Source organism: Citrobacter sp. Cpo142, from assembly GCF_030332425.1.
GTDB classification, from domain to species: domain Bacteria; phylum Pseudomonadota; class Gammaproteobacteria; order Enterobacterales; family Enterobacteriaceae; genus Citrobacter; species Citrobacter portucalensis.
In genome coordinates this window covers 66,784-80,769 of the sequence record NZ_JAOWHW010000149.1, presented here as the reverse complement: position 1 = coordinate 80,769, position 13,986 = coordinate 66,784, and the positions used below count along the sequence as shown (strand labels likewise).

Here is a 13,986-nt window from a genome sequence, read left to right as displayed (position 1 = left end):
AAAACAATCGCCAGCCGGGTAGCGGCTGGCGACGGGCAGAAGCTAGACTAAAAAGTTGGGGTTTAAATCATCAAACGGTACGCTTCGCTTTTTGCTTATAACGGTCGAAGATCACCGCCGCCAGCAGGATGAGGCCACGTACCACATACTGCGCGAACGGAGAGATATTCAGCAGGTTCATCGCATTCTCAACTGTACCCAGGATCAGCACCCCGGCCACCACATATGAGATTTTTCCGATGCCGCCTTTAAGCGAAACGCCCCCTAACACGCAGGCCGAAATAACGATCAACTCATAACCGATTGAGGTCATTGGCTGGCCGCTGGTCATACGCGATGCGAGGATAATCCCGGCAATGGCGGATACCAGACCGGAAAGAATAAAGATAATAATCTTGGTGCGAACAACCGGAACCCCAGCCAGGCGCGCCGCCTCTTCATTGCCCCCAATGGCCAGTGTATTACGCCCAAACGTGGTTTTGTTCAGCAGTAAGCCAAAGACAATGAAACAAACGACCGTGATCCAGATAGGCGCCGGCAGACCAAACCAGTTAGCATAGCCGAGTGTGAAGAAACGCTCGTCTTCAATCCCGACTGCCTTACCGTCGGAGATAATATAGGCCAGACCACGTACAATCTGCATTGTCGCAAGAGTAGTGATTAGGGCGTTAATTTTTAACCGCGCAATCACGAACCCATTGACCAGGCCACACAGAATACCGAGCAGCAGTCCGGCAGCCACACCAATCCACAGACTTTCGGTCATGTTAATGACTACGGCAGTGGTAACACCAGCACAGGCAATCACAGATGCGACAGACAGGTCGAAATCACCGGATGCCAGGCAAAACAGCATCCCGCAGGCAACCATACCCGACATCGATACCGCCAGCCCTAACCCCTTCATGTTGATGAAAGTCGCAAAGTTTGGCACAAAGAGGGAACAAACCAGGAACAGCACGGCGAACACCACCAGCATGCCGTATTGATCCCAAATGCGGCCCAGATTTAGCGCCGACTTCGCTGCGCCAGAACCCGATGTAGAAACGGAAGACATCATACTCTCCTTATTCAGGCTACAGCCTGGCTGACTTTAGGCATAGCAAGGCTCAACGCCTGGCGCTCATCCGCCTGTTCATGAAGTAACTCACCGGCAATTTCGCCTTCTCTCATCACCACAATACGGTCGGCGACACCGAGCACTTCTGGCAGGTCACTGGAAGCAAACAATACGGCCACACCGCGCGCTGCGAGGGCATAAATCACGTTGTAAATTTCATGCTTGGCGCCCACATCAATGCCGCGTGTAGGCTCATCCAACAAAATCACTTTCATCTCTTCCGATAACCAACGACCGAGAATAGCCTTCTGTTGATTACCGCCGGAGAGGTTCATGATCAGTTGCTCTGCACCCGGCGTTTTGATGTTGAGTGAACGAATATGGTGATCGGCATTGGTCTCTTCCCAGCCGTTGTTGATCACGCATCCCCCCAGAACATGCTTACGCCGTGCACTAATGTTGATGTTGTTGCGCACTGAATGGACCGGAATGATCCCTTCGGCTTTGCGATCCTCCGGGCACAGCATCATACCCGCTTCAATGGCATGGCTTGGTTTACGGATATCGATAGGCTGTTCATCAATAAATACCTGGCCCGCCGTGATACGCGTACCGCCGAACAGCCCTTTCATTAATTCGCTACGTCCGGCCCCCACCAGGCCAAACAGCCCGACAATTTCACCGCTTCGCACAGATAAGCTGATTGGCGTACGCACGCCTGGAGCTTTGACTTCATGCAGCCGCAGACGCTCTGTGCCATACGGTCTGGATTTCCAGCCATAGATATCCCCGAGGTCACGCCCGACCATCGCCTGCACCAACGCATCGTGATCGACCTGCTGCATGTCCGAGAACGTTTTGACGTAATGACCATCTTTAAACACAGTGATGGCATCGCTGAGAGCAAAAATCTCCTCCATACGGTGCGAAACGTACAGAATGATACGTCCTTCGTTGCGCAGCTCACGGATAACGCGAAACAGATTCTCAATCTCGCGAGCCGACAGGGAGCTGGTTGGTTCATCAAAGGCGATAATTTTGGCGTTTCGCGCCAGCGCTTTTGCAATCTCCACCATCTGCCACTGGCCAATGGAGAGGTATTTCAGTGGGGTATCGGGATCGATATCCATCCCCAGATGCTTCAGCTGGATTCCTGCTTCATAGTTCAGCAGCGAGCGGTTCACAATCCCGCCTTTGTGCGGTAACTGCCCTAAGTAAATATTCTCGGCAACGGTCATTTCCGGGACGAGATGCAGTTCCTGATAAATAATGGCGACACCGGCGTTGAGTGCGGCAGTGGTATCCGCGAACGAAACTTCCTGTCCGCGGATCGTCAGAGATCCCGTTGTTGGCGCATAGTTACCGCTGAGAATTTTTAAGAGTGTTGATTTCCCGGCGCCATTTTCGCCCATCAGCGCATGCACCTGTCCGGCATAGCAGTCGAAACTGATATCCGTCAGCGCCTTAACGCCCGGGAACGTTTTGCCAATGCCGCGAAATGAGAGATACGGGGTAGACTGTTGCATAACGTCTCCGTGAGTCAGGATTTTACCGGCCTGGAAAACCGCCGGACGTAGGCCCGGTAAGCACAGCGCCACCGGGCATTGCGCCGGATGGCGGCTTCGCCTTATCCGGCCTACAACATCGCAGCATTTCTGTTACTTACCGCCTAAGCCTTTCTTCGCCAGCTCTTCTTTGAAGTTATCGCGGGTAATCAGCACCACATCCGTCACTTCAGTGAATGCCGGTGGCTCTGCACCTTTCGTTACCCAGTTGTAGAGCATTTCACTGGATTTATAGCCGTGCACATCCGGGCTTGGCAGCAGTGAACCGTAGAATCCGGTCGCTTCGCCTTTAGACAGCTCGCTAACCGCGTCAACGCCGTTGATCCCGATACCAATCACGTTTGGTGCTTTGAAGCCCTGCCCTTCGGTAGCACGTACGCCACCCAGCACGGTGTTGTCGTTCATGCCGACAATCAGCCAGTTTTTGACTTCAGGATGCTGAACCAGCATGGAGTTGGCGGCGTCAAATGCGCCGGGGATGTCATTCGATTTTGTTGGGACCTGGTAAATCTGTTTTTCCGGGAAGCCTGCGGCTTTAAGCGCTTCCATTGAACCAGAAGTACGACGACGTGCGGTATCCAGTTCGTTGGCGGTAATGGCCATTACGGCGGTGGATTTCACATCCCAACCGCGTTTTTGCATCTCCTTGTACAGCTCCTGGCCCTGGCGTTCACCAATTTTGGTTGCCGCCATCATCACCAGCGGCACGGTATCCATCGGCTTACCTTTAGCGTTGGCAAACTGGTCGTCGACGGCAATAACTTTCATATCGTAGCCACGCGCCTTAGCCATAATGGCTGGTCCCAGTTTTGGATCTGGCGTGCAAATCACAAACCCTTTTGCTCCACTTGCAGCCAGGCTGTCGATGGCGTTAAGGGTTTTCTCACCATCCGGAACGGCAATTTTAATCACCTCAAAACCAAGGTCTTTACCGGCTTTATCGGCAAATTTCCATTCAGTCTGGAACCACGGTTCTTCCGGCTGTTTGACCAGGAAACCGAGCTTCATGGATTCAGCGATAGCGGATTGTGACATAATGGCAGCCAGACCGATGGCAGCCAGCGCTTTAGTGAATTTGTGCATGGTTAACTCCAGCTTTAACGTTCTTTTATGTAGGGTAAAATCAGACGATTTTTTGTAATTCGGACGTAAAACAAGGCATTACCTTTTATTGATAAGATCAATGCCAGTACTGAGAGTATTTTTAGCGGGAAATTGATTCTCCATAAGAGAGCGGCATCACACCACAGAATTACAGTAATTGCGTACATAAATTCAGCGGGAAATGACATAAAAAAACGCGGTTTTGTCGACGGGAAAAAAGAGGGATAGCAGATTAGTCCATAACGTCAGCCAACGAATCCTTGTTCCCGAATACCGAAGCATTCGGGAGCACAATGATTACCATCTGTAATAAATGTGGTCAGCATGATCGCGAACCGGAATGTCATCTTCCAGCAGACGCGCCGAAAGCGTGAAAGCAAAATCGAAAATATGCCCTAACCCTTTACCGCTAATAAGGTTGCCATCTTCAACAACCGGCGCATCAATATATTCTCCATCCACGACGTTTTGCCACAGATCTCCCGAACACACGTAGCGGCGCCCCTTCAGCAAGCCGTTGCCGCCCAGCACACGCGCCGCCGCAGAACACACCGGGCAAATGAGTTTTCCTGCATCGTCATGGCGAGCGATAAACTGGATGACAGCCTCACTGGCGGCAAGGTTAACGCTGCCCTGCGGCCCGCCGGGTAACACAACGGCATCATAAAGATCCGTCTGACGCGCAGCCAGCGTGCTGTCCGTCACCATCGGCACGTCATGGTAGCTCACCACCGCACAGGACTCGGCGCAGGCCAGTGTTTCAACTTCGATCTGCAGGCGGCGCAGAATATCAATGGTAACAATGGCTTCCGCCTCTTCAAAACCAGGTGCCAGTAGCACGGCAACCTTTTTCATACACACTCCTCGATTTTTCCAAATACACCAAACAATAAATGCCGAATCATTCAGGCGCTTAACTTTATTAATTTCCACAAAACTGATCTGGCGCAAAAAATTAGCCAGCAGATAACGTTCACCGACGCGGGTCAATGGTGAAATTTCTTCATCCGAAGACAAGATAATCATCTGGCGACAGACAATACCTGATTGTGAAATTCCATTTCGTGATATGAAATATCATTTCATTATCAATATTTTACTTTAATCCCATAAATATCAATCTGTTATATTCACAGCATTTATATGCACAAGCGGAAAAATCACTAATATTGCTATGACAATATGTAAAAAATCATAAATACGCAGATTTAAGGATTTTCTTATGTCGGGACTGGAGTTATGCTGAATCTCGATCGGGAGCGAATATAATTCGTGATCACTAAAGGACCGGCGGAACGGATTTATTCTGCTAACAGTTTTAATTGTACGTAGTGGTGACGTGTAGCGGCAGCCCGTTGCACTGACGTTAGTAACGTACATTCCCCTTTCTGGAAATAAGGATATTGATATGGCTGCAGTTGGAATTGTTCATAAACTCAACACACAAATGAACCTCGAGTTCTACGCATCGAATCTTTACCTGCATCTCAGTGAATGGTGCTACGAACACAGCCTGACTGGCACCGCAACCTTTCTACGCACCCAGGCGCAAGGTAACGTGACTCAAATGATGCGTATGTTTAATTTTATGAAAAGTGCCGGGGCTAACCCTATCGTCAAGGCTATTGATGTTCCGGGTGATGAACTAACTTCCCTTGAAGAACTGTTTCAGAAAACGCTGGATGAATACCAACAGCGCTACAGCAAGCTATCACGCTTAACTAATGAAGCAGAAGCCTTGAATGATGCAACAACCATTGATTTTCTTCACGATCTGGAAAAAGAGCAGCAGCAGGATGGCGTGCTGTTACAGACGATTCTTGATGAAGTCCGCAGCGCTAAACGTGCGGGACTGTGCATGGCGCAAACCGATAAGCACCTGCTGAACGTCGTGAACTATCAACATCACTAATCTTCAATTTTCATCGTGTTAATGCCGGATAACGATGCGACGCACCTTATCCGGCTGGTGCTTAATTTTCTCTACGCTCACGCCTCTCATTCTGCGAGGCGCAAAAAAACCTTTCTAAAACCTGAAACAACGGTTTATTTTAGTGAGATTCATTCTGCGGCGTGAATTTCAACTCGATCAAGGCAACCGCTTTTTGTATTGCGCGCATAGTGACCGGATCGGCACCTGCAGGGTGGCTGGAAAAGTCGATGCTTTTCAGCTGGCTGGACATTTTCTCCCGAACTTCTACTGGGGCAATAACATCAAGAACATCCAGAATCTGCTTGATAACCAGCTGACAGGCAACAACGTCCGAGAGCAGTTCCTGATCGGCATTCAGTGTTTGGGACATAGTGAGCTCCTTATAGAAAGGTCGTCATAGTACCCATTCAACGAACGAAACGATAGCCGCGCATGCCTTCCGAATGCGCTGAAAATAAAAATAGTTCCAGTCAGTTTCTTTTGAGATGGCAAGCACAACATGAGTGAACATTTTGCGGTTGAGAACAAACGCGGTCTATCCCCGGCGGCATTACTGGTTGCCGGGGCTTTCTTTATGGAGTTTATTGACGGCACGGTGATTGCCACCGCACTGCCCGACATGGCGAAAAGTTTTGGCGTGCAGGCAGTTGACCTAAACATAGGTATCAGCGCCTATCTGATCACCCTCGCGGTACTGATCCCCGCCAGCGGCTGGATTGCGGATCGCTTCGGCGCCCGAAAGGTGTTTACCCTTGCACTGGCGATATTTACTCTCGCCTCGGTTTTATGCGGTTTGTCCGAAAGCCTTGAGAGCTTTGTCGCCATGCGAATCTTACAGGGTGTAGGTGGTGCGTTAATGGTTCCGGTTGGCCGACTCGCGGTATTACGAACCACGCCTAAACATCAGTTGATCACCGCTATTGCGACCCTGACCTGGCCCGCGTTAGTCGCGCCCATCATTGGCCCTCCCCTTGGCGGATTCATTACCAGCTATGCCAACTGGCGCTGGATCTTTTTCATTAATGTACCGCTCGGAATACTGGCGATTGCGCTGGCGCTACGTTTTATTCCGGATATTCATGACGACGAGCGCCGCCCATTTGATATAACGGGATTTATCGCAACCTCTGTTGCGATGGTGAGCCTGGTGTATGCCATGGAGTTACTGGGAACCCAACAGCCTCAAGGCTGGCTGACCGCCGGACTTTTGGCGCTAGGAACAGTGACCTTTCTGTTTGCCCTGCATCATTTTCATCACACCGCCTGGCCAATGATTCGCCTTGATGCCATGAACGTCCCTACTTTTCGCGTCACCATGTATGGCGGATCGCTGTTTCGTGCCTCTATCAGCGCCGTGCCGTTTCTGCTGCCGTTAATGTTTCAGGTAGGTTTTGGCATGAACGCTTTTCACGCGGGTTCGCTGGTACTGGCGGTATTTGTCGGCAATCTGACGATTAAACCTGCCACCACACCGTTGATACGCTGGCTGGGCTTTAAGAAACTGCTGTTGATTAACGGTGCACTTAACGTTCTGGCGCTGCTGGCCTGTGCATTAATTACACCACAGACCCCCGTGTGGGTTATTTTGCTGGTGTTGTATCTGGGCGGCGTGTTCCGCTCAATTCAGTTTACCGGCGTCAGCACACTTGCCTTCGCGGACGTCCCCGCGGCACAAATGAGCTACGCTAATACGCTGTTCAGTACGGCGACACAATTAGCGGTGGGATTGGGCATTTCTTTAGCCGCTATTGGCATCCGCATTGGTGATGTGGTCAGTGAAAGGCTGGCATTGGGCAATATTCCGGGGATCAGTTTCCGGCTGGCCTTTGTCGCTATTGCCATTATTTGCCTGGTAGGTATGGTGGATACGCTGCGGCTCACCCGTGATGCAGGAAGCGCAGTATCGAACAAGAACAGGTAGCCCGGGGGGTGAACGCCGCCGGGCCAACAGGACTTAGCCAATCACCTCGCGTACAAACGCTTCGATTGCTTTGTCCTGGCAGTTTTCAAAGAAGCACTGCTGGAAGCGCGGGCCTGATACAGCGGTTTTCACCAGTTCAGGATCGATAGCGCGCAGCGTGTCCAGATAATTTTCTTTTACCACAGCCGCTTTCACCTGATTCAGAATACCGGCGTTACGCACCTGCGGCTCTTTACGCTCCGGTGGGTAGCCTTCACCGTTACGCCCGGTGAACGCTTTTTCAAACATATAGCGCACATTCAGCTCAGCACCCCAGCCAAAACCTTTGGCGAATGCCAGAGAAAGCGCGTTGCCGTTGTTAATCTGAGAGAACAAGAACGCATCTGCAGGATCGAGGCAATAACCACACACCACACCCGGATGGATATTCAGTGACATCATTGCCCCCTGGCCCGTACCGCAACCTGTAACAACAAAGTCTACAGCTTTGGAATTAAGCAGGATGCTGGCCATAATTCCTAAATGGATGTAGGTCAGATGATGATCATTTTCGTCGCTCATCCCAACGTTATAGACCGGAAAACCTTTCTCATCCGCAACGGCCTTAAGCTCGTTATGGATGATGGCGTTTTTGCTTGCCTGGCTGTTTTCCATCATCAATGCAATTTTCATTCTGTACTCTCCTGAATGCGCTGCGGTAGCCCGCTGAAAGTCATAACATTCAGCCACATTACTATTTTGCAATCACACTTTCAAATTTAATGAAATTTAGTTTTAAAAAACAAAGTTGCGCTCACATTCCTGTCTGAACAGTTCAGAATTGCCGCAAACAAATGACCTCGTTGTGATTAATCGCAGGTGATCTTCGGGCTATTCAAGCCATTGATGAGGGCCTCTGTATGCCATGATAGTGTATCTTCAAACTTTCAGAGCGATCTCATGAAGACTTTTATCCTGGCGCTTTTGCCGCTCGTGCTGACAGGATGCACAATTACAAAACAGGCACAGGTCAGCGAAGCCAGCGCCATCACTGGTGTGGTTCGCCTGACTTATAATCAGGCCATGTTACAAACGGCACGTACCGATGACTACGTTACCCAAGGGACAGCCACCAAAGAGTGTCAGCGCCTGGGCTATGCCAGCGCAGAAGCGTTTGGTCAGCCGGTGTCAACCTGTAGCGTATATGCCGGTTCTTTATGTTTGAATACCAAAATTACGCTCGCGTGGCAGTGCCACGGCGTCGCGGTACCCCAGTCGCCTTCCTTGAGTTATTAATATTTCCGACCAGCACATTATTGCTGGTCTTCTGCCTTTTTATTATTTATTTCCTCTGTTTAATAGAGTTAATGCGTTTTATTCCCATTCGCATTTTTAATAAATAAATTTATTATTTTACCTTTTGCAAATAATTAAATAACAAATTATAGTGACGCCACGTCAATATATAATAACGTTTGTGGAGCAGAACCATGCTGAAAACAGAAATGATCGACCAACTGAATGAGCAAATGAACCTTGAATTATATTCATCTCTGCTCTACCAACAGATGAGCGCGTGGTGCAGCTATCACAGCTTCGAAGGTGCCGCCGCATTTTTGCGCCGTCACGCTCAGGAAGAGATGACGCACATGCAGCGTCTGTTCGACTACCTGACCGATACCGGCAGTTTGCCGCGTATTAATACCGTTTCTTCACCCTTTGCTGAATATGCGTCTCTGGATGAACTGTTCCGTGTTACTTACGAACACGAGCAGCTAATCACCCAGAAAATTAATGAGCTGGCACACGCGGCAATGACCCACCAGGATTATCCAACCTTTAATTTCCTGCAATGGTATGTTGCCGAGCAGCATGAAGAAGAGAAATTATTTAAATCTGTTATTGATAAGCTGTCGCTGGCAGGAAAAAGTGGCGAAGGTCTTTATTTCATCGACAAAGAACTGGCTACGCTTGATACACAGAATTAATATTTTAGGGCAATGATGGCAGCCCGCCATCATTACCCCTTGAAATCAGTGACGGCAGATCTTGCTTTCGTGCGTAGAGAAGCCGTCTTCTTTTGCAATAAACTTTCCCTTCGCCGCTAAAAACGCCACCAACTCGCCTGCTGTCATATCCGCCGCAGAACAAGTGTGAAAACGCGCCTGCTCGCCGAAACGTGCCGTAATCGCCGCTTCAAGGCTGGCATTTGAATACTGCTCGCCAGATTCAATCATCATGTTGAGCACTTCGTGACCGTGAATAGATTCCATACTACCTCCTTAATAAAGTCCGTAGCCTAATGTGAACCGCACATCGTCGCTTTGCGCTAACGCAGGTTTATCAGCAGATAAATGTCATTTGTTATACACCTTAACGGTCAAAGCATCGTAAACATTAATGTACAGCCATTGTAACGGTGATTTGACGAAAATAGCGTTTTGCCTTAATCTGCGCCGCAGATATAACCATTGATTATCTCTGGGACAGAGGAAAGCGTGAAAAACAGAACCCTGGGTAGTATTTTTATCGTGGCGGGAACCACGATTGGTGCCGGTATGTTGGCAATGCCGCTGGCTGCGGCAGGCGTGGGGTTTAGCGTCACGCTGGTATTGTTAGTCAGTCTTTGGGCGTTGATGTGCTACACCGCGCTGCTGCTGCTTGAAGTGTATCAACATGTCCCGGCAGACACCGGGCTGGGTACGCTGGCAAAACGTTATCTTGGTCGTTACGGACAATGGGTAACGGGCTTTAGCATGATGTTTTTAATGTATGCCCTGACGGCGGCGTACATCAGTGGTGCAGGTGAACTGCTGGCTTCCAGCATCAGTGACTGGACCGGAACAAATGTATCCCCGACAACAGGCGTACTGCTGTTCACCTTTGTTGCCGGTGGCGTGGTTTGCGTTGGGACCTCGCTGGTCGATCTGTTCAACCGTCTGCTATTCAGTGCCAAGATAATCTTCCTGGTGGCGATGCTGGCTCTGTTAATGCCGCATATTCATAAAGTGAACCTGCTTACGCTGCCGCTGCAACAGGGGCTGGCGCTCTCCGCAATCCCGGTCATCTTCACCTCATTCGGTTTTCACGGCAGTGTTCCCAGTATCGTCAGCTATATGAACGGTAACATTCGTAAACTGCGTTGGGTGTTTATTACGGGTAGCGCTATTCCTCTGGTCGCCTATATCTTCTGGCAATTGGCGACGCTTGGCAGCATTAACTCGACAACGTTCATGGGGCTATTAGCCAACCACGCAGGCTTAAATGGCTTATTGCAGGCATTGCGTGAAGTCGTGGCTTCGCCGCACGTCGAACTGGCGGTGCATCTGTTTGCTGACCTCGCGCTGGCGACCTCTTTCCTCGGCGTTGCATTGGGATTATTTGACTACCTGGCCGACCTCTTCCAGCGCCGCAATACCGTAGCGGGAAGAATGCAAACCGGCGCGGTGACCTTCCTGCCGCCGCTGGCATTTGCGCTGTTCTATCCGCGTGGTTTTGTCATGGCATTAGGGTATGCGGGCGTTGCCCTGGCGGTGCTGGCGCTGCTCATTCCCTCGATGCTGGCCTGGCAGAGCAGAAAACAGAATCCGCAGGCCAACTACCGCGTAGCAGGCGGTGCTCCGGCGCTGGCGCTGGTATTTTTGTGCGGCATTGTGGTGATAGCAGTACAGTTTTCTATTGCAGCAGGATTACTACCAGAAGTGGGTTAAAACAAAGGGGCTTTCGCCCCTTTCTGTTAGTGCAAACAGCACTGCTTATATTTCTTGCCGCTGCCACACGGACAAGGGTCATTTCGCCCTACTTTGGCATCCACTTTCACCGGTACTTTGACCGGCGTTTCCTGAGGATGCGCCATCCAGTAAGCATGCAGGTCCAGCGCTGCCAGGCGGATGGCATCGACGCTCTCTTCAAACGCTTCCGGCGTTAGTTTCTCAACCACCGCAAAGTTCTCTTCCGTACCGTGCAGCGCAATAGCTTCAAGTGCTGGTTTTAACGTGTCCGGTAACGCGGACCAGTCTGACAGTGCGACGCCGCGCATATAACCAAAGCACCACTCTTCAACGATGGTCAGTTCATGCTCGTCAATTTCACGTAAACCAAACAGCGGCTCAAACTGCTCAGGATATTCATCCAGACGATCGGCCGTATCCGCCATATGTTGAAACGCCAGGTTCATGAAACGCGTCATTTCTTTTTCGGAGGACCAGCGAGGGACATACTGCGCGCCGCCCCAAATCGCGACCAGCCACTGCTCTGGTTCAATTTCATACGGTGAACTCAGCACCGCTGTCAGCAAACCATCCAGTTCTGACACATCCAGAATAGCCTTGTCTGTATTGTACTTAGTCAGTACATCATCCAGCCATTCCAGTTCGCTCTCGTTTAATGGTCCCGTTTTCATAACGCTTTTCCTTAGTCAAAAAATCTTGCCTGTGATCATCCTACATGGCTGGAGGGATAACAGATAAAAATGGGCATATGCGGCATACAGCTGCCGCCTGTTCAGGTTAACAGGAAACGCGTGGAATTCCGGAAGTTAACGCACAAAAGAGAACACTAAGCCGCCGGGCATCATACCGGGAAAACACAATAAAACCACCCGTAGGTGGTTTACTGTTGTTCAATACGGTTGAGCGTTGCGGTATAGCCCGTTTTCGCTACCGCGTTAAGTAAAGTATCGGTTGGGAAACCTTCTGGCACAATCGCTTCTGCTTGTCGGGTTTTTAGGGAGGATTTTGCTTTAATCACACCGTCGGTTTCACGTAGCGCCTGATTGACCGAAATAACGCATAACGAGCAGGTCATATTTTGTATATCAAGCACCACTTTTTGATTGGCCGCCTGAGCCCACAGCGGCAGAAGCAGGCATGCAACTAGCGTGAAGATCTTCATTCAAATACCTCATAAAACCAGGCAACGAGCGTTGGATAAAATAGCACCGGCAAAATCAACGCCAACGCGCACCAGTAGAGAACGCGCGCTTGCTTCAACGTTAACCATCCGGAACACCACAGCCGCCTGGAAAAATAGAGCCGCCAGAAGACGCGCAGTAATAAACCCAATGACACCAGCATCAGGGGAATTCGCAAAAACTCAAACTGGGTGAAAACAGCAAAGCTCGCCGCCGAAATACCAAACAGCAGATAGAGCAGCGGTCCAACGCAGCATAAGCCAGCGGTGACGGCAGCCGCCGCGGCCGTCAACAGGGTGAGTCCCGCCCCTTTAGCGTTGTTCTGTGGCGACATAGCTGTAGGAGAACGCTTTAGGATCATAGAAATTGATCGGGTCACCATCGACTTCAGCGTAAGGATAGCCAAAGTTGTTCATGGCTCCCTGCTCCGTTGCCGGATACAGCTCGAAATCACGCCCGTAGTTGAATCCAACCCAGTTCATTTCCCAGTTACCAAACAGGTAAGTGTTTACCGCCTGGACATCGGCGTCCTGATGCGACTTTTTCTCTGCCAGACGCATTTTGGTCACATCAGCAGGATCGCACGGTAACCAGCCGTAACCGGCCAGATAGAATTCGGCGCGACAATGTTGTCCGCCACTCACATCAGCGACACCTGCACTGTCAGCTTTGCCAAAAGCGCTTTTCGAGTAGCGTTCGAGCTTATTGGCTTTGCCCAGACGGATGCCAAACAGTTCGCGCGCTGGAATGCCGCTGGCCCGCGCCAGAGCCACAAAAACGGAGCTCATGTCGGTGCATTTTCCTTTGAGCTTACCGCTTTTTAAGATCTCCGCCACATCCCCCGTGCCGCAGCCGATGACGTCGTTATCGCGCTCCATATGGCTACTCACCCACTCGTAAATCAGGCGCGCTTTTTTCAGCGGATCCTGCTCATTACCGGTAATTTTACGTGCGGTTTCCAGAACCTGCCCATCAACTGGGGTATGTGTCGTCGGCAGCAGGTACGGTTTTACATCCAGCGGATAAATAATCTGCTCCGGCGCTTGCCAGGTTTTCAGCGCGTCCTGCTTCAGCGGCTCCCAGTCGGCGGTTTCAATGTCGATATCAACGTTAATCAACAGTTCGCCCTGCGAGTCAGGCCAGGTGGCAAACAGCGTTTTCGCGCCATAAGTATTATTAGTGGTAACGTACGCCTGCTTGTAGTTTCCGCTAAAGGCAAGCGCCGTCATTTGTTGAAACGCGGTATCTACCGGAAGCGGGATCCACAGTTTTACCACGCCGCTCGACCCCTTAGGAGGGTTAAGTTTATATGTCTGGGATAATACAAAGCGCCGACGCACGGCTGGTGCAACGGATGGCTCAGCGGCGTGAACCGTCTGGCTAATAACCGCAGGACCGACTAAACCGGCGGCGGAAAGGAGAACGCTATTTTTGAGAAATTGTCGACGTTGCATTGCTGTCTGTCCATGTTATAAGAGTTGAGCTACGGCTAAGAAGGTAAAAACCGTATGC

The 13,986-nt window shown here is 50.5% G+C and carries 16 protein-coding genes; 5 read left to right on the top strand and 11 right to left on the bottom strand.

From position 1 onward, the window contains the following. Positions 1–70 precede the first annotated feature (70 nt). The 4 genes from araH to OGY18_RS25925 all read right to left on the bottom strand — a co-directional run bounded on the left by araH (position 71) and on the right by OGY18_RS25925 (position 4,584). Positions 71–1,057: an L-arabinose ABC transporter permease AraH gene (gene araH / locus OGY18_RS25940; protein WP_003034609.1), complete on the bottom strand. Its 987-nt coding sequence runs from the start codon at positions 1,055–1,057 to the stop codon at positions 71–73. A 14-nt stretch (positions 1,058–1,071) separates the two neighbouring features. Then, entirely contained in the window at positions 1,072–2,586 is a 1,515-nt protein-coding gene (gene araG, locus OGY18_RS25935; protein WP_126317812.1) for an arabinose ABC transporter ATP-binding protein AraG, read from the bottom strand. A gap of 132 nt (positions 2,587–2,718) precedes the next feature. Beyond that, positions 2,719–3,708 carry an arabinose ABC transporter substrate-binding protein gene (locus OGY18_RS25930; protein ID WP_003833897.1) on the bottom strand — a complete coding sequence of 330 codons (990 nt, stop codon included), beginning with the start codon at positions 3,706–3,708 and terminating at the stop codon, positions 2,719–2,721. Between the two features lie 318 nt (positions 3,709–4,026). Next, entirely contained in the window at positions 4,027–4,584 is a 558-nt protein-coding gene (locus OGY18_RS25925) for a DJ-1/PfpI family protein (RefSeq protein ID WP_286554841.1), read from the bottom strand. Positions 4,585–5,137: 553 nt separating this feature from the next. Between OGY18_RS25925 and OGY18_RS25920 the strand changes: the two genes are divergently transcribed. Beyond that, the gene (locus OGY18_RS25920; protein ID WP_003034597.1) at positions 5,138–5,641 is read left to right on the top strand and encodes a non-heme ferritin-like protein; all 504 of its coding nucleotides are present in this window, start codon (positions 5,138–5,140) and stop codon (positions 5,639–5,641) included. A gap of 139 nt (positions 5,642–5,780) precedes the next feature. On the opposite strand, the gene OGY18_RS25915 is transcribed toward OGY18_RS25920, so the two are convergent. After that, a complete protein-coding gene (locus OGY18_RS25915) occupies positions 5,781–6,032 on the bottom strand; it encodes a DUF2766 family protein (RefSeq protein ID WP_003034595.1) in 252 nt (83 codons plus the stop codon). A gap of 129 nt (positions 6,033–6,161) precedes the next feature. Here OGY18_RS25915 and OGY18_RS25910 point away from each other — a divergent pair, with 129 nt between their 5' ends. Beyond that, complete coding sequence (locus OGY18_RS25910; protein ID WP_148361844.1) at positions 6,162–7,583, top strand: MFS transporter; 1,422 nt, start codon at positions 6,162–6,164, stop codon at positions 7,581–7,583. 33 nt (positions 7,584–7,616) lie between these two features. Here OGY18_RS25910 and OGY18_RS25905 read toward each other — a convergent pair whose 3' ends face one another. Then, a complete protein-coding gene (locus OGY18_RS25905; protein ID WP_003034591.1) occupies positions 7,617–8,255 on the bottom strand; it encodes an RpiB/LacA/LacB family sugar-phosphate isomerase in 639 nt (212 codons plus the stop codon). 267 nt (positions 8,256–8,522) lie between these two features. On the opposite strand from OGY18_RS25905, the gene yecR reads away from it, so the two are divergent. Together yecR and ftnA are read left to right on the top strand one after the other, a co-directional pair. Next, positions 8,523–8,858, top strand: coding sequence for a YecR family lipoprotein (yecR, locus tag OGY18_RS25900; RefSeq protein ID WP_148361843.1), 336 nt, complete (start codon positions 8,523–8,525; stop codon positions 8,856–8,858). Positions 8,859–9,052: 194 nt separating this feature from the next. Then, the gene (gene ftnA, locus OGY18_RS25895; RefSeq protein WP_003034588.1) at positions 9,053–9,550 is read left to right on the top strand and encodes a non-heme ferritin; all 498 of its coding nucleotides are present in this window, start codon (positions 9,053–9,055) and stop codon (positions 9,548–9,550) included. 45 nt (positions 9,551–9,595) lie between these two features. Here the strand turns inward: ftnA and OGY18_RS25890 are convergent, their stop codons facing one another. Then, positions 9,596–9,835, bottom strand: a complete 240-nt coding sequence (locus OGY18_RS25890) for a YecH family metal-binding protein (RefSeq protein WP_003034586.1) — start codon at positions 9,833–9,835, stop codon at positions 9,596–9,598. A gap of 225 nt (positions 9,836–10,060) precedes the next feature. On the opposite strand from OGY18_RS25890, the gene tyrP reads away from it, so the two are divergent. Beyond that, complete coding sequence (gene tyrP, locus OGY18_RS25885) at positions 10,061–11,272, top strand: tyrosine transporter TyrP (protein ID WP_286554840.1); 1,212 nt, start codon at positions 10,061–10,063, stop codon at positions 11,270–11,272. Between the two features lie 26 nt (positions 11,273–11,298). Here the strand turns inward: tyrP and OGY18_RS25880 are convergent, their stop codons facing one another. The 4 genes from OGY18_RS25880 to OGY18_RS25865 all read right to left on the bottom strand — a co-directional run bounded on the left by OGY18_RS25880 (position 11,299) and on the right by OGY18_RS25865 (position 13,928). Continuing rightward, complete coding sequence (locus OGY18_RS25880; RefSeq protein WP_003034581.1) at positions 11,299–11,964, bottom strand: YecA/YgfB family protein; 666 nt, start codon at positions 11,962–11,964, stop codon at positions 11,299–11,301. Between the two features lie 209 nt (positions 11,965–12,173). After that, a complete protein-coding gene (locus OGY18_RS25875) occupies positions 12,174–12,455 on the bottom strand; it encodes a heavy-metal-associated domain-containing protein (RefSeq protein WP_003833910.1) in 282 nt (93 codons plus the stop codon). Further along, a complete protein-coding gene (locus OGY18_RS25870) occupies positions 12,452–12,808 on the bottom strand; it encodes a mercuric transporter MerT family protein (protein ID WP_003833912.1) in 357 nt (118 codons plus the stop codon). Before OGY18_RS25870 ends, OGY18_RS25875 begins: the two co-directional genes overlap by 4 nt. Next, the gene (locus OGY18_RS25865; RefSeq protein WP_149282013.1) at positions 12,786–13,928 is read right to left on the bottom strand and encodes a transglutaminase-like domain-containing protein; all 1,143 of its coding nucleotides are present in this window, start codon (positions 13,926–13,928) and stop codon (positions 12,786–12,788) included. The genes OGY18_RS25870 and OGY18_RS25865 overlap by 23 nt, the downstream gene beginning before the upstream one ends. Positions 13,929–13,986: the final 58 nt, after the last annotated feature.

Excerpts from the sequence above, each read along its gene's own strand:
- OGY18_RS25890 (WP_003034586.1), bottom strand. The coding sequence starts at position 9,835 with ATGGAATCTATTCACGGTCACGAAGTGCTCAACATGATGATTGAATCT.
- OGY18_RS25915 (WP_003034595.1), bottom strand. The coding sequence starts at position 6,032 with ATGTCCCAAACACTGAATGCCGATCAGGAACTGCTCTCGGACGTTGTT.
- OGY18_RS25920 (WP_003034597.1), top strand. The coding sequence starts at position 5,138 with ATGGCTGCAGTTGGAATTGTTCATAAACTCAACACACAAATGAACCTC.
- OGY18_RS25865 (WP_149282013.1), bottom strand. The coding sequence starts at position 13,928 with ATGCAACGTCGACAATTTCTCAAAAATAGCGTTCTCCTTTCCGCCGCC.
- OGY18_RS25925 (WP_286554841.1), bottom strand. The coding sequence starts at position 4,584 with ATGAAAAAGGTTGCCGTGCTACTGGCACCTGGTTTTGAAGAGGCGGAA.
- OGY18_RS25905 (WP_003034591.1), bottom strand. The coding sequence starts at position 8,255 with ATGAAAATTGCATTGATGATGGAAAACAGCCAGGCAAGCAAAAACGCC.
- OGY18_RS25930 (WP_003833897.1), bottom strand. The coding sequence starts at position 3,708 with ATGCACAAATTCACTAAAGCGCTGGCTGCCATCGGTCTGGCTGCCATT.
- OGY18_RS25910 (WP_148361844.1), top strand. The coding sequence starts at position 6,162 with ATGAGTGAACATTTTGCGGTTGAGAACAAACGCGGTCTATCCCCGGCG.
- OGY18_RS25880 (WP_003034581.1), bottom strand. The coding sequence starts at position 11,964 with ATGAAAACGGGACCATTAAACGAGAGCGAACTGGAATGGCTGGATGAT.
- araH (WP_003034609.1), bottom strand. The coding sequence starts at position 1,057 with ATGTCTTCCGTTTCTACATCGGGTTCTGGCGCAGCGAAGTCGGCGCTA.
- araG (WP_126317812.1), bottom strand. The coding sequence starts at position 2,586 with ATGCAACAGTCTACCCCGTATCTCTCATTTCGCGGCATTGGCAAAACG.
- OGY18_RS25875 (WP_003833910.1), bottom strand. The coding sequence starts at position 12,455 with ATGAAGATCTTCACGCTAGTTGCATGCCTGCTTCTGCCGCTGTGGGCT.
- OGY18_RS25870 (WP_003833912.1), bottom strand. The coding sequence starts at position 12,808 with ATGTCGCCACAGAACAACGCTAAAGGGGCGGGACTCACCCTGTTGACG.
- yecR (WP_148361843.1), top strand. The coding sequence starts at position 8,523 with ATGAAGACTTTTATCCTGGCGCTTTTGCCGCTCGTGCTGACAGGATGC.
- ftnA (WP_003034588.1), top strand. The coding sequence starts at position 9,053 with ATGCTGAAAACAGAAATGATCGACCAACTGAATGAGCAAATGAACCTT.